Origin of the sequence: Sphingomonas sp. MMS24-J45, assembly GCF_044881195.1 — a bacterium.
Lineage (GTDB): Bacteria > Pseudomonadota > Alphaproteobacteria > Sphingomonadales > Sphingomonadaceae > Sphingomonas.
Genome location: NZ_CP173255.1, coordinates 1687545 through 1706868, shown reverse-complemented (window position 1 = coordinate 1706868; position 19324 = coordinate 1687545). Strand labels below are relative to the sequence as shown.

Below are 19324 nucleotides of genomic sequence, written 5' to 3'. Positions count from 1 at the left end.
GCTATCCCAAACTCAGACCTTGTTCTTACCTTCGCCCATCATCTGCGTGATGGCGGTTGCGACGCCGGCCCAGGTCCACTTGATGGTTCGGTTCCGCGCCAGCCCTGTGGGCAGGGTGCTGTTGCTGTCCGCGCCGTCCACGTAGACGCCGAAATACGGGACGTTCTGCGCCTTCGCCATTGCGATCTCCTTCGCGACCCCGGTGGCGCTGGCCATCGTCTTTCCAACAAGGACGATGAGGAGGTTGCATTTGCCGATCTTGCCGCTGATGCTCGATTCCCAAACGGCCTGCGGTAACGCACTTTTCGACGACCAGTCCTGAACGGAAAACGGTGTGCTGGAGTTCTTGCACTGTCCGACGAAGAGCATCCGCGACTCCTCGTTATGATCGAAGTCGAAGCTGATGAACGCCCTGGGATCCGCCACGTCTATCTCCATTTGAAATGTTAGCCGACGCTCTGTCATCGGGCGCTACACCGCTCGGCTGTTCGCCAGAGATTGCGCAACCGGTCGGAACGCAAACCTGGTCTTGCCGGCTGCTATCCTTGTGTCATCGTCCAGTTAGATCGACAATGCGCAATCATGCGAAGGAACCAGTTTGGGACCATCCGTCGGTTGCGCCGGCACCGGGAGATGGCGCTATAACGCGGAGCATGATGATCGTTCTTCCTCCGCAACCGCCTCGGAGACGCCTCTCCGCAGAAACCGCGCCGCGCCGATGAGGAAGGTGGTCGTCTTACGGCGGGCCGTCGCCCGTGCCAGAGGCGGTTTCGAAACGAAGGGCTTCGGAACGGCCACCCGGGGGGCTCCCATCTTGACTTCGCTGACGTCCGAGATGCTGACGCCGACGGACGAGGCCGACCTGGCCTGGGATCCCGAGGTCGTCGCGACGGCACCGGTGATGCCCACCCGCTTGATACGTCCACTCGGCGACGCCGCGTCGGACGGCGAGGCCTGGGGCGTGGCGGCGGTGGGCGCCGATGCTTCCCGGTTCGACGGGTCCGGGGTCATCGTGGCGGTCCTTGATACGGGAATCGATGCTTCCCATCCTGCGTTCGCCGGCGTGGCGCTCGAGGAGCGCGACTTCACGGGTGCCGGTATGGCCGACGTGAATGGTCACGGGACCCACTGCGCCGGTGTGATCTTCGGGCAGGATGTGGACGGACATCGGATCGGCGTGGCGCGGGGCGTCCGTCGCGCTCTGATCGGCAAGGTGTTGGGCGACGACGGATCCGGCGACTCCGAGATGGTCTTCGACGCTCTGCACTGGGCAAGCGCGGGTGGCGCCAACGTTATCTCGATGTCGCTGGGCTTCGATTTTCCCGGTCTCGTCGAGGAGCTGGCCTCACAGGGGTGGCCGGTGCGACTCGCGACGTCGGTTGCGCTCGAGGCGTATCGGGCGAACCTTATAATGTTCAATGCGGTGATGGCGGAACTGAAGGCCGGCCGCGCGTTCGGACGGGACGTGCTCGTCGTCGCCGCTTCCGGCAACGAGAGTGAGCGCGCGACCGACCCGAAGTTCCGGATTGCCGCGTCCTTGCCCTCGGCGGCCGAGGAGGTCCTGGCCGTGGCGGCCTTGGGCCGCGGCGCGGGTGGACTGGAGGTCGCGCCCTTCTCTAACATCGGCGCGAAGCTGTCAGGGCCCGGCGTCGACATTCTTTCGGCATGGCCCGGAGGAGGGCTCCGGTCCCTCAGCGGAACCAGCATGGCCTGTCCCCACGTCGCGGGAGTGGCGGCGCTCTGGTGGGAGGCCGTGGCGTCGCGCGGGAAGGCCGGCGCGTTCAACGTCGGCGCGAAGGTCGTGGCCAGCTGTACTCGCGTTGGCCTCGCCGACACGGCACAGGAGGACGTCGGCGAAGGTTTGGTCCGGGCGCCGTGAGACGCTGAGCGGAGCACGGATCGAAAAACGAGGGGCGTCTTCATGAGTGAATTCAGACTGACGATGCTGCCCGCCGGAGACGGGGACTGCCTCATCCTAACTTGGGGCGAACCTGGATTGCGGCGTCATGCCGTGGTGGATGGCGGCAGAGCGTCCACCTACGGCGCGCTGCGCCCCCGTTTAGAAACGATCGCGGAAGGCGGAGAGGCCCTCGAACTGCTCGTCCTCACCCATGTGGACGCGGATCATATCGAGGGAGGCCTGAAATACGTCGAGGATGCCGATCCACCGGTCGTTCCGAAACGCGTCTGGTATAACTCCTTCGATTCTCTGGGTGGCTTCGGCGCCCGGAGCGTGGCTCAGGGTGACCGCTACGCCGCCGCCATCGCGAAACTTGGCTGGCGGTTGAACGAGGCGTTTGAAGACGGACTTGTGTCGGTCGCGACCGCACCATCCGACCTCGGGGTCCCCGGTTTGCGGGTGACGGTGCTCGGTCCGGATGGGGACGGCGTCGAGGCGATGCGCGGGAAGTGGGCCGACTGGCGCACCGGCCATGACCCCGCGCGGTTCGCCCGCACAGGGCGGTTGTCCCGAAGCTCCATGCCGCCGGTCCTCGATGTCGAGAATTTGGCCGCCCCCGGGAAGACGGACACGGAGCTTCCGAATGGTTCGAGCATCGCCATCCTAGCCGAGTATGATGGTCGCCGCATACTTCTCGCGGGCGACGCGCATCCTGACACGCTCGTCAGGTCGATCGCGCCGCTGGCCAAGGCGGAAGGAGGGCGGCTCCGCGTCGACGTGTTCAAGGTTTCCCATCATGGCAGTCGCGGCAATGTCACCCGGGAGCTGGTCGAACTCCTCGACTGTCGACGGTTCGCCATCTCCACCGACGGCACGCGTCACGGCCATCCCGATCCCGAGGCGATCGCCCGGCTTCTCGCCTTCGCGCCGCCTGGCCCGCGCGAACTGCTCTTCAATTATGCGACGGACAGGACACGACCATGGGCGGATCCCGATCTCGCCCGGCGATGGGACTACACGTGTCGATACGGCGAGTCGAACGGGTTGCTTAGCATCGACATCTGAGCTCGTTCCGTCTCCGGGCCACAGGCGACGACGGGCTTAAAGTCACGATGGGCGGCGATGCCGACCGGTCGTGCGGCGAAGCGGGCGCCGGCCGCTAGCAGCCGGCCGCCCCCATCGTCGGCTCAGATCTGCCCGCTCACCACCAGGCGGCGATAATGCTCTCCCAGAACGGTGAGTTTGCAACTCCGGCTTTCGATCGCGGCGTGATACATGTGCTTCGCGCCGACCGGGACGACCAGGTTCACCCGGTTGAGATTCTGCAGGACGGCGAACCGGCGTGTGTTTTCCTCGATGGGATCAACGTCGATCCCAGGCAGGGGACGTTCCGGCTCGAACGTCGGATCCAGTGCGAACTCGAAATCGCCGTCCGGAAACAGGGTGGCCAGGGCCTGCAGGTCCTGCAGCTGGATCGGCGGCGGCACCTGACGCAGCGATACGAAGCTCTTTACGTTGGTTCGGAACACGGGACGTTGCTTGTCCCATGGGCCGAGCGACTGGTCGATGTGTGCATAGACGCTGCCGGGCGTCACGTGGCCTTGCAGGTTCGCCGCGGCACCGGAGAGAGCATCGATCATGAGGTTGGTGAAGACGCCTCCGCTTCCCGTCTCGAATGCGCTCTGGGTCGCGGTGGAGGCGGTCAGGATCGTGAGCCCGTCACTCATCTCGGCGACGCGCGGATCGTTGGGAGTGGTTCCGGCGATTCCCGAATGACAACTGTCAAGGAGGATGATCTTGTTCTTTACCTGGGATTTGTTCGCAAGCATGACGATGTCGCCGATGGCGAGACCATCGTCGCCTGTCCGGGTGTCGCTGGCGCAGAGATACCCACCAGTCGCCTCGATGTGTCCATGGCCGGCGAAGAACAACAGCGCGATGTCATCGTCTCCGGCGAACAGCTCCTTCACGGCTTCGCGAAGCTCGTGCCGCTCCACCTGGTCGCCCGGGCCTGTTCCGGTGAGAAGGAGGCAGTGGAAATTAAGGGTGCCGTCGCCGTTGCGTTCCAGGAGTGCCTTGACCGCATGGGCGTCGTCCACGCAGCTGCGCAGCGCGGGGACGTGCTCGTAGTGGTCGATGCCGACGATGAGTGCCTTCCGGGTTCCCATCGTCAGAGGCCGTCGATGAAGTCGGCGATGGTGTCCCATTCCCATTTCTTCGCGCTTACGCCCTCGACCGTGGTGCGATCGTCTGAATAGGCCCAGATCGCGAGGATGGGGATGCCCTCCTCTTTTGCACACGCGATCTCCCACTTCTGGCCGGAACTTGTCAGCGAACTCTCGCTGATCAGCGCGATGAGACCGTCAGAGCGCTTGATGCGGGTGCGCACCTTCGTTTTCCACTCGGTTTCGTAGGCCTCCTTTACCGACATGTCGACGTAGTCGAATGGCGACTGTGTGTGGAGCGCCTGGCCTTTGAGCAGGTTGCGTTGCTTCTCGTCCTCGATCGCGAACGCGACGAATATCACTTTCGTGTCTGCCATGGATCGCACTCCCACCCCTGTTGAACCCGCGAGGTCGGTCGGCTGGCGCTACAATACAAGGACGCTTCAGCGGTATCGCTCTCGATTTGGGTCCGATTTCCCTATGCCTTGCCTCAAAGCCGATAGCTACGTCCGGTCGAGGTAAGGCTCCATTTGTAAAAGGTGGGCGCGTTTCTCGCGCGGTTCCAAAGGAACCAAATTGGGCATGATCCTGGTGGACGCGTGGACCGATGCGTTCGACGCGGGTCCGATCATTCATGGGAGCGAACCGATGATCAAAGTTTTCCTGTCACACCAGGCGGCGGACAGCGTCACCGCGGCGCAAGTGGCCCGTCGGCTGAAGGTCTACCACGATATAGACAGCTATCTGGACGTCATCGACCCATACATCGGTTGGCGCGGAGAGGATCTGGCGTCGCACATACGCCTGGAGATGGGCAAATGTACACAGCTCCTGGCCGTGGTGTCCTCCTCGACGCTGGCTTCGCAATGGGTGCCTTGGGAGATCGGCGTCGCCACTGAGAAGGATTACCCGCTCGCGACCTACACGGCTGGTTTCGGAACGCCCCCGGAGTTTCTACGCAAGTGGCCGTATCTGCGCTCTGACGCAGACCTCGACCAGTATGCGCTGGTATCCAAGGCGGCGCGCTCCTCGCTGCTCCGAAAGCGTGCGGTGCTGACGGAGGAGGCCGCGCTTTCTAGTTCGGTCGGGGAGTTCTATTCGAGCCTTCGTGGGCGGTTGGGGCAGTAGCGTCGGGCGGCCGGGCGGAGCAACCCAATGGGCGGGGCCGTGTTCTCTCTAAAGTGCCCATGAAGTCTCGATTCCCCGGGGCGCAGGATCGCCGGCCGGTTGTGATTTAGGTCAGCAGACAGGATTGAATGACGATGGGCACGAACTCGACAGAACATCGACTGGAGGCGGGGATCGATCGGTTGGCCGAGCTCGAGCATGAGCGATGGGCCCACTGGCAGCGCTACATGCACTCGAAGGGGAAGAGGACACCCGACGGATCCCTCGTTCTGCCGGCCAACCTCGTGGCTCGCTGGGACGCTCAGATTGCCACGGCGTACCGAGACCTGACCAGCGACGAGAAGGAAAGCGACCGCGAGCAGGTCCGGCGCTATCTGCCGACCGTCGCGGCGATCCTCGACGGCAAGACGGATGACCACTCTGCACCTTCGGAGTTTACCAAGGACTAGCCACGATATTACCGGCGACTAGCCAGCCTGTCGTTGCTGCGGCGCGAGGACATGACGAGCCAATGGAAGTCGGCCGGTGCACGACTTGCGCCCTTCCATTTGCGACGACAGGAATTACACAGATGTGAATGAGCAGTGCGAAGAGGCAGTTGTCCCCTCGACAGGCAGAATGCCTGCGGCGGGTCCGTGCCCTCCAGAGCACGGACGAGATCGCCCGTGATCTTCAGATTTCGACCGGCACCGTGAACGGCTACATTCGCGAGGCGGTGGTGGCTCTCGGTGCGCGCGACCGGCGGCATGCGGCGCTGATTTTCGAAAGCGTCGAATCGCCGGACGTCGAGCCCGTTGCCATTGCGCATGACGCATCTGCCACTGTGCATGGCGCGCACGAAGCATTCCAAGATTTGCCGTCGTTCCACGCAATCGACTTGGAGAGACCTCCTAGCGTCGTGAGGGATGCGACCGCGCCCGCAGGCGCGGTGGAGCTGCCGCTGAGACGGGTCGTCCGCGAGATCGTCAATGGATCCAGGCCCGAGGGGTGGTCAATCCTCACCAGGTCGACTCTGATCCTTGGCTCGGTGGTAGTGATCGGTGTGGCGATCCTCGTCATCAGCGCCTCGCTTGGCATCCTCTACTCCCTGGCGTCTGCGATCCGGTCCGCCACGGGCTGAGTTCCGGTCAGCCGGAAGCAGTCCCCGCTCATGGCATAGACCTGGCCCCTAGTTATTGCGGGGACGAAATCTCCGGCTGGTTGCACGCCCGCGCTCCGAGCACCCCGCTGTTGGGAAGACTGATGGCGAAGGCCGTCACGGACATCCGATGGGGGAAAACTTTGGATCGAAGGCAGCTGTTCCGCCGGAGCGACTGCGTCTCCGTCCTTGGGGCTTTCCCGCAACGCCTCCCGGCGCCGCCGGGCCAAACGGGAATTATCACGATGTTTGATGAACACGGACGCAATGACGCAAGCAGAAACTTGGCGCTGACGGAAATCGCGGACGCCGTGCTCGCGGCCGAGTCTGCCAGTGATGCCATTCTGGCGGCTACGGGCTCGCTGCTGACGAGAGCGGTGGGAAATCGGGTCGCGACGGGGGTCCCGGTGAAGGTCGCCCAGCGCGTCCTGGACCAGCTCGAGAAGATGGTGATCTCGCAGTTCGACAGTCGAAGGGCCCTGCTTGCCGCGCATAGCAGCCTCAGCGCGATCGCTCGGGTCACGCGCGCCGCAGAGGAGGCCACCTGGGGGCCAGACAGCACATGTCCCCTGGCCAGCACAGGGGCCGAGGTTGTCGAACTTCGGTCCGTAGCCTGACCATTGACGGCGAGTGATGGTGGTCGTGTAGATGGGCAGTGATTCTGGCGGCTTTCCTGGCTTTCTGGCTCTTCGTGTGCGGTTACGCGCTTTGGCGTGGTGGCGCGCCCGAGCGGGCGGCGGCGGCGGTCTTCCTCCTCGCCTTTCCCGCGTCCCGGGTTGCATTCCTGACGGGCTGGCACTTTCACGGACTGGCGGTGGGGGTCTTGCTGGTCGATTTGGCGATGCTCCTACCACTGGTCTGGATCGCCCTGCGGGCGAACCGTCAGTGGCCGATACCGATGGCCGCGATGCAGATGCTTGGGCTGGCAGGGCATTTCCTGAAACTCGCCGAACCGTCCATGCTGCCTCTCCTCTATTGGCTAGGAAGGATCGCCTGGGCGTATCCGATGCTGGTCCTGCTAGCGTTGGCAACCTTGCGCCATGTCAACCGAGAGCGTCGGCTGGGTGCCGAGCCGCCTTGGTAGCACTCCTCGATCAGGTCGAAGGGGCCGCTGCCGGAGCGATAGCGGATGCATTGATCAGGGAATTCGGCTCGCTACCGGAGCTATTCGCAGCGTCATCCGCGCAACATCTCCGGGTGACTGGGAGCGACCGGGTCGTCGCGTTGCTTGCGGCGACCCGAGACGTGCTCAAGAGGGCCACCACGGCGCGGTTGGAAACGCGGCCCATCCTCGCGACCTCCGGGGACCTGCGTGACTACCTTCGGGTTCACATCGCATACCAGCGGGTTGAGACCGTGCGGGTCCTCTTCCTTGATGCGGCACGGCGGCTCATCGCCGACGAGCAGGCGGGACAGGGTGGTCCCGACGAGGCTCCGTTCTACGTCCGCACGATCCTCGGGCGGGCGCTGGAACTGGGCGCCACCGGGATTCTTGTCGCCCACAACCATCCGTCGGGCATATTGCGTTCCAGTGAGGCCGACCGTTCGATCACCGAACATCTGTCACGAGCCGCTGAGGTCGTCGGCGTCCATCTCATAGATCACGTCATAGTCACGCGTGGTGGGTGCACGAGCGTGGTGGCGGAGTTGCTCGAAGATGGCCTCCCGGTCGACACCGCGGCGCGCGTCCCCTCCGTCCTTCCAAAGGTCGCAGGAACTGTTGTTAGCGGTGGCAGGGACGCTGCGCAGATGACGTTCCGGCATCGCAATGATGGCGGTCTAGTTGAATCAGCTGAACGTAGGCGGCTAGCGGCCACCGTGCGCACCCTCATCCGTCGTAGGAGGGCGCGCGACGAGCTCTTCCCCCAGGGCTGTTCAACGATCCTTGCTGGAAGATCTTATTAGATCTCCACGCCGCTGAGCTGGAAGGCACTCCGGTGAGCGTGAAGAGCGCCGCACTGGCGGCGGAGGTGCCGATCTCCACTGCGCTCCGATGGGTCGACACCCTGTGCCGGGAGGGCGTGCTGCTGCGCTGGAAGGACCCTGTCGATCGCCGTCGGTCCTTCTTGGAGCTTTCCGCCAGCTCCAGGATTGCCATGGCGGAGTTCGCCTCGATAGTCGGACTGTGATCGAGGGCAATGGACGGCCTGCGGCACACCCCCTGGTTTCGGCAAGTGCCACAGAGGCGTGAGGGACGCGTGAGCCCCTCCCACGGCCACTATAGGGTGACGAAATCCGGCTCGTTCGCAGTCACCTCGACCGCAGGATCGGAGAACACCTTGGGCTGCTCCCGCATCAGGCGCTTCCAAACCCTCGCCGGCGCGGAGACGATCAGGTTCGGTGTTCCGACGAGATTGTTGACGACGCGTAAGCCCGAGCTTTCGTAGGTCCCGAAGTGCTTTAGGATCGGCTGTTTCTTGCGGCTGTAGAATTTCGAAAGCGTCGCGACGCGCTTCTTGCGGTCCTCCGCCAAGTTGAGCGCGGACCCGATGGGATGCACGGTCAGTATCAGCGAGACTCGCTTCGAAGGCGTGGCCTGATTGACGACTTCGTTGGCGCGATCAGTCAGCATTTCGGAATCCTAGCCGATTCGTGACTCGGGGTCGAGCCTAGTTGGCGATGGTCGTCAACATCAGACGCCCTCTGCCGCCGCGACGGTCGTCATAGCCGGCCGATTGCCTGGGCAGTGGCACGGCGAGATCGAGGAGCTTCCGGGTCAGCGCGTCGGGATCGCCCCTGAGAGAGGCGTCACGTTCGATTAGCAAGGCAGCCGAGCCAGTGACGATCGGGCAGGCCATCGAGGTTCCGCTCTTGCTGGCGTAACTCTTTCCCGGCACGGCGCTGGTTACGTCGACGCCGGGTGCCATCATGTCTGGCTTGTAGTCGCTGGAGGCCGGAACGGCGTGGCATAGCCCCCAATCGCTGAAATCCGCTACGCGACCGCTGTTGTCGATAGCGCCCACGCCGAGAGCGCAGTCGAGCATCCCGGGAGCGGAATGCCGGCCGATTCCGAGCTTGCCGCTGTTGCCGATGGCCGCGATCGTAAGGATGCCGCTCTGACGATATGCCTCGACCGAGGCGAAATACCCGCTTGCGGAGCCGGGGCTTCCCAGCGAGGCGTTGACCACGTCGACGCCCTTGCCGGCCCCACCGCTCCCGGCAAGCCAATCCATTCCGGCGAGAATCTGTGCAAGATAGCCACAGATCTTACCTTGCAGGTTGCGCTCCGTCATGACGGCCGCGATGACGAGTTCGGCACCCGGAGCTACGCCCACGGTCTTGCCCGCGCACAGTGCCGCGACATGAGTGCCGTGAGAGTCGAAGTCTTTCGGCTTGATGGCCCGTCTCTCGCCATTCGTCTTAAACGCCATGAACTCGATACTGGTGTCGGCGAACTCCGGATGCGATGGGTCGATCCCGGTGTCCAGGACGCCGATCCTCACGCCGGACCCGGTCAGTCCGGCACTTCTCGCAGCGTTGATGTCGATCGCATCGAGATGAGCGCTCGAGGGCACCCTCACAGCGCTGCCACTGCTCGCCGGATCGTCGATCGTGACGAGCTCGTTCGCGAGCACGACCGCTCCTGCACTCTCGAGTGCATGCGCTTCCTGCGCGCTGAGTTCCGGCACGATCGCGATACCCATCGCTGGAAGATAGAGCGCCCGCGTTTCCGGGCGTGGCCCATCCGGCCGACGACCGATCGGTGGGAATCGTGCGCTTCGACGTCGCGCGCTGATCAACGCATATGGCCGCATCTGCGACCGTTCGGACGCCAAGTGGAGCATCCGGCGCATATCCTTCCGCATGCTGCGAATCTTTTTCGGGCCTGCCAGCTCGAGCTGCGGTGTCACGGCGTCCTCCAGGATGACGATCCGCAGCGAGGGCGCAGGTTGGGATCGCCACTGAACGTCAGCGAAAGTCTGCTGCGCTCGGGGCAGTTCGACTTGTCCGTGGAGCCGACGATACCATTTGCGCCGACGGCGCTGTACGTCGTGCAGATGCCGACGACCTCCGATCGTCCCGCCAACGACGCGTCGCATGCGAATGCTGCGATTCATCAGCTCTCCGAGGAACTCCTCGGGACTCATCCCCCAACTTAACCGTGCCATCGATGTCCCAGGTGCGCTGTGTCCGATCCGTCGCAACATGTTCACAAAGCATCGTTGCTTCGTCGACCTCGGGATGTTCCCGAAATCGATTCCTGACGCGACAAGAGAAAGAACCAATTTGGGACTATGGCTACTCACCCGCGACGTCGCCAAGCAGACGTATTTGGTATATTCCAGCCATATCGTCGCCAGATGCTATGCCACCTTGGGCTTCATCATCCCAATGTTTTCCTATTGGCTCGCGGCGAGAGATAGTTAATATTCCATAAGAATCATCGCGGCATTTTCATTGAACCGCTGACGTTCGAGTGTTGCGTTCCATCTAGTCGTGAGACAGGCATGCTCGGATCAGATCGTCGATTTCCGTCGTTATTCCTGTCGGTGGCCGTCGCGATCGCCGCGGCCCCGGTGGACGCGCCGAGTCTCGCTCGAACGCCAAGCGCTGTTCGCAAGCCCCCAGCGCAGCCAAGCTGCGATGAAGCGACCTATGCGTCCCAGGCGGCGTCCCTGCCGAAATTCCACGCCGAGCATGACGGAGCGACCTTCGACTACGTCGTTCTGCAGGGGGACCTGATACTCACACGCGAGGAAGCCATCGCGTTCCTCAAGCAGAGCTGTCTCGGTGCACAGGAGACGCGTCGCCAGCCGGCGCTCAGTAAGCAGATGGGCGCCGCCGAACTGAACTTCGCGACCTCCTCGACGGGCGCCGCCGAGATATGGCCGAGGACCCGACGCTCGCTGTCCTACGCCGTGGATCGAAGCAGCTTCGCCAGTCCCGCCGCGTATCAGCAGGTGGTGACTCTCATGGCCGCGGCTACCAAGGACTGGGTCGACGCCTGCCCCGAATGCGGTTTCAGCTTCGAACACCGGTCCGCGCTTGATGGAGGCCGCGCTCGCATCGCCACTGGGCTGCCGGGACCGGGCGAGGTGACATTCATCGTCCGCTACCTTCCGGCGGAGACCGAGTTCATCGCCGCGTCCTTCTTTCCCAACGATCCCGTCTATAAGCGCAACCTGTATATCGCGCCCACCTTCTTCACCTCGTCGTTCGCTTCCGTAGGCGTCCTTCGGCACGAGCTCGGACACATCATCGGCTATCGTCATGAGCACCTCGGCGTCGCTGGGTGCCCCCTTGAGGATACGCGCAATTGGCGCTCGGTCGCCGGCTACACTGCCAACTCGGTCATGCACTACCTCTGCGGAAAGGGCGGCACCCGGACGCTCGACATTGTCGCGCAGGACAAGCTCCAGCACCGTATGCACTATGGTATTCTTTAGGCGGGGCCCTTCCTTCCTGGCATCGCTTGCCGTGATGGCGATGCTGGGTGTGCAGGCGCCTGTCCCCGTGCGGGCGCAGACAACGGATCCGGTCAAGGCGATCGAGCAGGCCACGGGCACGGGTGCCAAGCCCGGCGACATCGTCGTCGAACTGCGCGGTGGAAAGGTCGCGGAGAATCTCGCTGCGATCCTGGACACCCTCATAGGTGTGCCCGACGCGCTACCGATCGAGACTGTGTCGCTCGACGACCATCCTCGACTCTGCGACCTGTTGACGGCGCGCGGGTATCCGCCTGGTTGCGATGCCCTCCTGGTGCCGATCCGTCGGCTCAATCCTGGTTTGGACCTGAATGCGCTTCAGCCAGGCTCGCAGATCAGACTGCCGCAGGTCACCCCCACGACGCTGGCGGGTTTCCGGGCGCTGAGCACCGTCCAGGCGAAAAGCGCCACTGTTGGAAAGGGCTTCAGGTGGAGCCCGAACCGCTTGGTCGCGAACGTCCTTGGAAGATCGCTTCTTCGCTACACCGCCTACCGGCTGCTGATCCCGAGCAGCGACGACGTGCATGCTGAGGTCATCCTGGCTGCGATCCGGGCGAAGGAACTTTCGAACGTCGACGTCGAGTACGCGCCTCGCCTCCAGCCGCCGCCACCAGCTTTCGCCTTGGCGGATACCGCGCCAGTCCCATGCGGGCCCGCCTCACTGCTCGACTATGCGACGTTGCTGGAGGGCGACTCGAATTTGGCGACGCTGACCGCCTTGCCGAAGAATGCGCCTCCCACCGACGTGTGGCTCGTCGACACGACGCTAACCTCCACGCCCGATCTCCCCGAGGAGGACGATGCTTCGGCGCCTGGTCCAGAAGGATGCGTCCAGGCGTCGTTCGACCGGCCACGGCACCACGCGACCCACCTCGCCGGCATCGTCGGGAGCCGCAACGGCGTTCGGTTTCGTGGACTGTCTCCGGGTGCACGGGTCCATTCGATTCCGTATCTGAAACCGGATCCAAGTGATCCGCGCCAATATGCATATGTCGACGCTGCACCGGGCTTCGCGCTGCGGGGTCAGCTCGAGACGGTCATTTCCGGGAGCTCGGAGAGGCGCCCGGTGTTTCTCGTTGCCACCAGCTTCCCTGCCAACGCCAGTGAGATGGACGCGGTCCGGAAGTCACGGCAGAGCCGGGCGGGAGTCGCTCCCAACAACGTCTTCTTCGATTACCGTCCCATCGTCGTCGCAAGCGCTGGTCAGCAGCGGCAGCGTTCCGACGGCAGCTTCGACCCAGCCGACGCGGTGCTCGACAAGATCGCTCCCATCTACTCGAACTCACCCCAGAACCTCGGCGATCTGTCCAACGTCGTCCTCGTGACAGCCTGTGGAAAGTGCTCCCGGAGCGAGACTCATCTCATGAACGGGGCCTACCGCCCACTCCCCGGAACCCCATCGACGATTCCCCTCATAGCGCCGGCGGGCCCGATACCTGGCTGGGTCGGCCACGGCGAGATATCGCAGGCGAGCGGCACCAGCCAGGCGGCGGCGTATGTCGCCGGAGTGGTGGCTGGCATGGAGTCGCGCTACAACTATTCCGACGCCTGGAAGATCAAGTATCGGTTGATGGCGACGGCCTGGCCGCTGGTGGACAATGGTCGGAATGACAGTGAGACCATCGAAGCCGTCGGCGCCGGCCTGGTCGAACCCTTGCGGGCTTGGCTGGACCCATCGAAGCATTGGGTGAAGCTGCGCGGTGGTTCATGGGAGCCCGTTCGCCTGAGCCGCTGGAGCGGAAAGGCGCTGGAGGTCTTCCTTCAGGATGGCAGTTCCCAGATCGTCGCGGCACCATCGATCGCCCACATCGTCCGCGTCAGTGAGCCAACGGCCGTGCAACGCCAATACGCGTTGCTGATGCTCGAGAGGGCCCCGACCGATTTCAGGAAACTCGGACCAGTCTCGTTCGATGGTTCGGTGACGATCGAACGCTGCGACGGCGCGGATCCGATCGCGCTAGAGGACATCGAAGAGCTGATTTTCGCCATCCCCCGCCTGACGGAGCGCGCAAATGGCTGTCGCTAGGCTCGCCCTCTCATTCGCGGCGTTCGCCATGCTCGGGGCTGGTGCGCCGCGCGCTCCGGCGCCGACCATGGTCGCTTCGGCACACGATCAGTATCAAGGTGGCTCGTGTGTCGCGCCCGAGCTCACCACGAGGTTCGGTGCGTGGTTCTCGTCCGGCGCCAACGTGCGTCCCAACTCGGTCGCCCGCATCTATCCGGGCATCCAGGACTTCCCGGTGGGGGGCATCCGCCTTCAGTTGCAGCGGGCAGGGGGGCCGCGAACTGGGTGGAAGATGTCCGTGCGCAACGGTGCCGGGCGCCTGCTTGCGCTGTTCGACGCCGCGGACTTCGACGCTACGTCGGGTTCGTTGTGGACCGGAAGGCTCGTTGCCGGCGAGGTCTACCTCGAACTCATCTCCCCCGACCAGACGGTCCGGGTCAAGGTGGTCCAGGGCATCGCCGCTCCCGCGGAGAACAACAACCAGCCGCAGCTCTACTCGCTCCAGGACGGAAGCTCCCCGAAGTGGAAGTTCGCGTTCGAGGCGGGCTCGGTCGACGACGACCTGCAACTCAAACTGGCCGACACGGTGGGGATGATGCACACGGCCAGCGAGCGCGCCGGAGGAGGTGTGGGCATGACCCGCAAGAGTTGGTGCTGTTCGGGAGTCATGATCGCATCCGACCTCTACCTGACCAACGATCACTGCGGCGGCATGCCGATCGCGGGAAGCGAGAACTGGGACCAGGCGCAGTGCGACGCCACGCTGATCGATCTTGGGTGGGAGCAGGACGGCATCCCCCGTCAATTCGCCTGCAGGAAGGTCGAGGCGCACGACTCGCGTCTGGACTTCGCGATCATCCGGCTGACGCCGGTCGCAGGAAGCGAGGCGGGACGCGGCGGATCACGGGCGGCTCCAACCGCGACCGGCCTGGTTTCGCTCAATCAGCCGCTCTTCATGATCCATCACGCCAGTTGCCAGTTCAAGCGCATCAGCCAGCCTTGCGCCGCGACGGCCCGACGTCGTGCGTGGACAGATGGCGCGTCCGCGACGGACCGGCCCGAATTCGAGCACACCTGCGACAGCGAGCCGGGAGCCTCCGGCGCTCCGATCTTCGATGGCGCCGGGCAGCTGGTGGGCCTGCATCATCTCGGGTTCGAGACCTGCGGCGGCGTGAGCGATAGGCGCAACAAGGCCGTCGGCATCGCGGCGATCAGGGCCAAGGTCGTCGACTCGAACAAGGCGTTGGCGCGCGAACTTGGCTGGAACTGAGGGGATGGTCGGGGCATGCAGGATTTGACGCTGACGCGACGGTCGATGATCGCGACCGCGGCCCTGGCAGCAGGCGGGTGTCACCAGGGCATCGCCATCGGCCGACCTGCGGCACCACGCACGGTGGGCGACGCCCACACGCACCTCTTCAACGCGTCCGACCTTCCGGTCGCGAACTTCGTTCGATACGTGATCCTGCCTTCCCGCTACGGAGCGATGCCGGGCTGGGCCAAGGCCGTCATCGATCTGTTCGCGCGCTTCTACAAGAGCTTCGCCGCCAGCGCGCGTGCGGAGATGGGTCGCGCTGCCGGCTTCGCGGAGGGCGACCTGGATCCGGAAGACTTCGGCCTCCGGATCGCCGAATTCATCAATCGCGAGATCGACGCGGCGAATGCGAAGGCGGGTGACGCCGAGGCAGCCGACCTCGCTCGTAGCTACCGCGAACTCAATGCCGCGGTCGCGGTAGATGCCGGCGGCAGTCAGGCCGGGTTCGTCGACCCGGAGCGGGCCAGCCCCTCCGCCTTCGCACTTGCCGCGCGTAGGGGCGTCACCGGCCCGGTCGCTCCGGGCGAGACCGCTGACAGGACGTCCTCGGCGGCGTTCGGGGCTGCAGGTCTGGGCGACGCGGTGCGAATGATAGGGTGGGGCTACGAACTGCTTCTCTCGCGCGATGCGCATGTGCGCAACTACCTCGCGCGCCACGTCACGCCCGGGCGCCTGCCCGGCCGTCTGATCAACCATCTGGTCGACTACGACGTCTGGCTCGATGACGGTCCGGCCTCCGGCTCGAGCATGTTCGAGCAGGTTGAGGTCATGGCGAGGATAGCGGTTCGCTACCGCGGAACGTTGGATATAGCGACCTTCGCCGGATACTGCCCCCTGAAGAACAGCATCGAGCGGCTTCGCGGCGGAACGACGACCCTCGATCGCCTGCTTGGGATGCACGCCCAGGGAAAGGTGGCGGGATTCAAGCTCTACCCGCCGATGGGTTTCCAGGCGACCGGCAATGCGGGTTTGGCGGATGCCGCGTTCGATCCGCGCGAGAAGGGCCGCGTCACAGCGCTCGACCGCTGGCACTCGGCGGGAGGAAAGGGCAAGCTGGGCCAGGCGCTCGATGCATCGCTGGAGGCGTTCTACGCGGTCTGCGCCGCCCGCGGCATCCCGCTCATGGCGCACGCCGCCAACAGCAATGGTGCGGGTCCGAACTTCAGCCGTCGGGCCGATCATTTGTTCTGGAAGCAGGTCGCGGCCCGCCATCCCATCCGCCTCAGCCTCGGCCATCTCGCTGGCCAGGTCCGACCGTTCTGCGAAGCGGTCGCCAAGGGACCACCCTATCCCGCGGACGACTGGGCGCTGGCGACCTCGATCGAGCTGCTGGACGCCGGGAGCAAGGGTGCCGAGGTCTACGGGGACCTCGCCTACATGGAGGAGCTGATCGACGATCCGCAGCTGGCGCGAGACTTCTTCCTCGCCCTGCGCACCGCCTACGGCAAGCGCGATCCAAACCTCACCCGCATTCTCTACGGGACCGACTGGATCATGCTCGGCATCGAGCGGCACCACGAGCGCTATCTCGACCAGGTCGTCGCCGGCATGCAGGCCGCGAACTACAGCCCTTTGCAGCAGAGCAACATACTTGGCGGCAATCTGCGCCGCTTTCTGCGCCGCTGATCGAATCACGGAGACGGGGGAAGGTGATGAGGTTCGTCCTGTTGGCGCTGATCAGCGCACTACTCGGTGGCTGTGCCACGCGCGGTTCCATCAACGTGTCGTGTCGAGGCTTCGAGACGGACCTCGTCGGGCGCCTTCAGCCCTCTGAACTCGAGCAGGCGATCCACAGCCGCGCCGCCCAGGGCTTTGTCAATTCCTCCGATGATCCGCTCAAGCAGCGTCTCGAGCGCTCGCTGATCGCGACCAGCGCCTCCAATGGCCTAGCCGAAGCTCCGCCCGAGCCCGCGATCCTGCTGCTATCGGGCGGCGGCCAGTGGGGCGCGTTCGGAGCCGGCTACCTGAAACGCCTCCATGAAACAGGAAGGCTTCCGGACTTCGTCGTCGTCACCGGCGTCAGCACCGGGGCGCTGCAATCGCTGTTCGTCGCCATCGGCGACGACGAGGCCTACACACGGCTGGTCGCCAACTATTCGCCTGCTTCCGAGAAGGCCGTCGTCGATCGGAATGCGAAGGCGCTCACGGTCCTGACGGGTTCCATGGCGGGGCTGAAGCCGCTGCGCGCCCGCATCGAATCCGCACTGTGCAAGAACCTGTCGGAGCCTTGCATGCTGGATCGGCTGGCGGCCCTGTCCGGCCGCAAGATGGTGCTGATCGGCTTCGTCAACGCGAAGACCGGGAAGTTCGGGTTCGTCGACGCTGTGAAGGTCGCGGCGCTGCCCGATCGCGAGCGGGCGCGTTCATGCCTGACCGGTGCCGCGCTCGCGTCGGCCGCCATGCCTGTCTTCTTCCAGCAGGTGAGGGTCGACGGGCAGACCTATTACGATGGCGGTGTCCGCCAGTCGGTGTTCGAGGCACGGGTGGCCAGCGACGCCGGGCGTGCGGTGCGGGGTCAGGCCGCAGCGCTCGCGAGACTGCCGCACAGGGTCGACGCGCCTCAGGGCTACCTGCCACTCTATGTGTTGCGCAATGGCCCGACGACGCTTTCCGTCCTGCCGGTCGAGGCCAATGGCCGGAGCGGCGCGGACCGGCGCGCTGACGCCCTGACTGCCGCTGAACGGGCGGAGGCGATCGTCGTGAACGAGATCGAGGTCGGCTCGATCGCCGAGCTCCGCCTCGGCCATCCGACCGGCACGATCCTGATGATGAGCGCCGATGGCTTCGATCGAGTTGGCCATTGCGTGAAGCCGAAGGACGTGATGTTCGACCCTGGCTTCATGGCCTGCCTCCGTGCCTACGGGCGGACGGTCGCCGACGGCGCCGGGAACCCGTGGATATCGCTCCCGCCGCTCAGGAACGACCCCGCAGAAGCAGTCCAGGAGATTGAACGATGAGCCTCGCTCGCACGCTGACTTCGCTCGTTCTCGCCGCGTCGCTTGTCGCGCCCCTGCCGGCCCAGGCGGCACCAGCCAAGGCGGAGCTGGTCGTCTGGACTGGCCCGACCTGCGGTGGACCCGATGCTGGGGGCAACCGGTTCATCGGCGCGCTGGTGGCGCTTGTCCTCCCGTCTTTGATACAGGCCGGCATAAAGGGACTTGGCGATGGCCTGCAGTCCCTTGGGAAACGGACGGACGTCCATGTCGTGGCCGCCCAGCCCAGCTACTTCTACCGTGCGACCTTGGATCCGAGCGATTTCTCCAAGCCTGCGGTCTTCGGAACTGGCGCTGGCTGCGTGCTGGTGGCGCTGGGACCCAGGGCGTCCGCTCCGACGATGACCGCGGGCGAGGTCGCCGGTGAACTCAAAGACGATGCACCCTTGAACGGTGCCGGCGATGGCTTTGGTGCCTCGATCGAGGACAGGCTGGGCGCTGCGCTCGATCGCGATCGGATGACGGTCATGGTGGTCAGGATCGAGGTCGCTCCCGACGGGACCGCCTTCCGTCTCGTTCCTCAGTTGGTGAGGATCGGTGCCGCGATCGACGGCAAGCATTCGAAGAAGCGGACGTTGGCCCTGACGATTAGCGTGTTCGCTCCGAGTGTCGGCCCTGACGGCACGTCGCTTGCGACGCGCTCCTTCGGCTTCGAAGACGAGACGGCGCCCCGCACCATTGGGTTGGTCAAGGCGCGGCTGCTGGCCACCAGCTGGATGCCGATGCCAAGCCTGTCCGATCCCGCGAAGGCACGGCTGACCGCGGTGCAGAAGCGGCAGGACGACCTGGCGACCGCCACGGCCTCGGGTGTCAATCCGACGCTCACCCCCGCGCAACGTCAGAAGGCCTCGAAGGATGTGACGAACCTCAAGGCGGCACTGGCCGAGGACCTGATCTTCCTTGCGCGCCTGACCCCGGTGACCTGGCGGGCCGACTTCCACGAGACCAGCGGCGGCAGCGGTCTGCTGACAGCCATCGGGAAGTTCCTCAGCGACAAGTCCGAGGCGATCGCCAAGCCGATCGCCGCGGAGTTCGACCCCAAGACAGCGCAGGCGGCGCTCGATGAGGAGGACGGCCTTCGGATCGCCGCCGTCACCGACGTGGATGCCTATGTGAAGGCGAAGGCGGCCGGCGGGGCGGCTCTCAGGATCGCACAGATCAAGGCGCAGGCGTCGTGCCGCAAGCTCGAGGTGGCAGGCTATGCGGATGCAGCCTGCCTCGAACTGCAATAGGTGCCGTAGCGAACGGCCGTTC

Annotated in this window: 20 protein-coding genes; 15 read left to right on the top strand and 5 right to left on the bottom strand. The window is 64.7% G+C overall.

Annotation, left to right across the window (positions count from 1 at the left end; genetic code table 11):
- Positions 1–12: 12 nt before the first annotated feature.
- Positions 13–426 (bottom strand): TIR domain-containing protein, encoded by a 414-nt coding sequence (locus AB5I39_RS08620; protein ID WP_404373746.1) that lies wholly within the window; start codon positions 424–426, stop codon positions 13–15.
- A 388-nt stretch (positions 427–814) separates the two neighbouring features.
- On the opposite strand from AB5I39_RS08620, the gene AB5I39_RS08615 reads away from it, so the two are divergent.
- Positions 815–1879 (top strand): S8 family peptidase, encoded by a 1065-nt coding sequence (locus tag AB5I39_RS08615; protein ID WP_404373743.1) that lies wholly within the window; start codon positions 815–817, stop codon positions 1877–1879.
- A gap of 42 nt (positions 1880–1921) precedes the next feature.
- Positions 1922–2965 (top strand): ComEC/Rec2 family competence protein, encoded by a 1044-nt coding sequence (locus tag AB5I39_RS08610; protein WP_404373740.1) that lies wholly within the window; start codon positions 1922–1924, stop codon positions 2963–2965.
- A gap of 122 nt (positions 2966–3087) precedes the next feature.
- Here the strand turns inward: AB5I39_RS08610 and AB5I39_RS08605 are convergent, their stop codons facing one another.
- Together AB5I39_RS08605 and AB5I39_RS08600 are read right to left on the bottom strand one after the other, a co-directional pair.
- A complete protein-coding gene (locus AB5I39_RS08605; protein WP_404373737.1) occupies positions 3088–4068 on the bottom strand; it encodes a caspase domain-containing protein in 981 nt (326 codons plus the stop codon).
- 2 nt (positions 4069–4070) lie between these two features.
- Positions 4071–4442 (bottom strand): TIR domain-containing protein, encoded by a 372-nt coding sequence (locus AB5I39_RS08600; RefSeq protein ID WP_404373734.1) that lies wholly within the window; start codon positions 4440–4442, stop codon positions 4071–4073.
- Positions 4443–4647: 205 nt separating this feature from the next.
- Here AB5I39_RS08600 and AB5I39_RS08595 point away from each other — a divergent pair, with 205 nt between their 5' ends.
- From AB5I39_RS08595 to AB5I39_RS08565, 7 genes are all read left to right on the top strand, one after another.
- A complete protein-coding gene (locus AB5I39_RS08595; RefSeq protein ID WP_404373731.1) occupies positions 4648–5193 on the top strand; it encodes a toll/interleukin-1 receptor domain-containing protein in 546 nt (181 codons plus the stop codon).
- 128 nt (positions 5194–5321) lie between these two features.
- Positions 5322–5642, top strand: coding sequence for a hypothetical protein (locus tag AB5I39_RS08590; protein ID WP_404373728.1), 321 nt, complete (start codon positions 5322–5324; stop codon positions 5640–5642).
- A 128-nt stretch (positions 5643–5770) separates the two neighbouring features.
- A complete protein-coding gene (locus AB5I39_RS08585) occupies positions 5771–6313 on the top strand; it encodes a helix-turn-helix transcriptional regulator (RefSeq protein WP_404373725.1) in 543 nt (180 codons plus the stop codon).
- Positions 6314–6435: 122 nt separating this feature from the next.
- Positions 6436–6948, top strand: coding sequence for a hypothetical protein (locus AB5I39_RS08580; RefSeq protein WP_404373721.1), 513 nt, complete (start codon positions 6436–6438; stop codon positions 6946–6948).
- 38 nt (positions 6949–6986) lie between these two features.
- A complete protein-coding gene (locus AB5I39_RS08575) occupies positions 6987–7415 on the top strand; it encodes a hypothetical protein (RefSeq protein ID WP_404373718.1) in 429 nt (142 codons plus the stop codon).
- A complete protein-coding gene (locus tag AB5I39_RS08570) occupies positions 7409–8236 on the top strand; it encodes a RadC family protein (RefSeq protein ID WP_404373715.1) in 828 nt (275 codons plus the stop codon). The genes AB5I39_RS08575 and AB5I39_RS08570 overlap by 7 nt, the downstream gene beginning before the upstream one ends.
- 38 nt (positions 8237–8274) lie before the next feature.
- Positions 8275–8460 (top strand): hypothetical protein, encoded by a 186-nt coding sequence (locus tag AB5I39_RS08565; RefSeq protein WP_404373713.1) that lies wholly within the window; start codon positions 8275–8277, stop codon positions 8458–8460.
- 89 nt (positions 8461–8549) lie between these two features.
- On the opposite strand, the gene AB5I39_RS08560 is transcribed toward AB5I39_RS08565, so the two are convergent.
- Positions 8550–8903, bottom strand: coding sequence for a hypothetical protein (locus AB5I39_RS08560; RefSeq protein ID WP_404373710.1), 354 nt, complete (start codon positions 8901–8903; stop codon positions 8550–8552).
- Between the two features lie 37 nt (positions 8904–8940).
- Positions 8941–10389 (bottom strand): S8 family peptidase, encoded by a 1449-nt coding sequence (locus AB5I39_RS08555; RefSeq protein ID WP_404373707.1) that lies wholly within the window; start codon positions 10387–10389, stop codon positions 8941–8943.
- Between the two features lie 390 nt (positions 10390–10779).
- Here AB5I39_RS08555 and AB5I39_RS08550 point away from each other — a divergent pair, with 390 nt between their 5' ends.
- The 6 genes from AB5I39_RS08550 (at position 10780) to AB5I39_RS08525 (ending at position 19302) form a co-directional block, all read left to right on the top strand.
- Complete coding sequence (locus AB5I39_RS08550; RefSeq protein ID WP_404373704.1) at positions 10780–11718, top strand: hypothetical protein; 939 nt, start codon at positions 10780–10782, stop codon at positions 11716–11718.
- Positions 11719–11752: 34 nt separating this feature from the next.
- Positions 11753–13783: a S8 family serine peptidase gene (locus AB5I39_RS08545; RefSeq protein WP_404374082.1), complete on the top strand. Its 2031-nt coding sequence runs from the start codon at positions 11753–11755 to the stop codon at positions 13781–13783.
- Positions 13784–13850: 67 nt separating this feature from the next.
- Positions 13851–15032 carry a trypsin-like serine peptidase gene (locus AB5I39_RS08540; RefSeq protein ID WP_404373702.1) on the top strand — a complete coding sequence of 394 codons (1182 nt, stop codon included), beginning with the start codon at positions 13851–13853 and terminating at the stop codon, positions 15030–15032.
- Positions 15033–15047: 15 nt separating this feature from the next.
- Positions 15048–16703: a hypothetical protein gene (locus AB5I39_RS08535; RefSeq protein ID WP_404373700.1), complete on the top strand. Its 1656-nt coding sequence runs from the start codon at positions 15048–15050 to the stop codon at positions 16701–16703.
- A 26-nt stretch (positions 16704–16729) separates the two neighbouring features.
- Positions 16730–18034 carry a patatin-like phospholipase family protein gene (locus tag AB5I39_RS08530; RefSeq protein ID WP_404373697.1) on the top strand — a complete coding sequence of 435 codons (1305 nt, stop codon included), beginning with the start codon at positions 16730–16732 and terminating at the stop codon, positions 18032–18034.
- The gene (locus AB5I39_RS08525; RefSeq protein ID WP_404373694.1) at positions 18031–19302 is read left to right on the top strand and encodes a hypothetical protein; all 1272 of its coding nucleotides are present in this window, start codon (positions 18031–18033) and stop codon (positions 19300–19302) included. The genes AB5I39_RS08530 and AB5I39_RS08525 overlap by 4 nt, the downstream gene beginning before the upstream one ends.
- Positions 19303–19324: the final 22 nt, after the last annotated feature.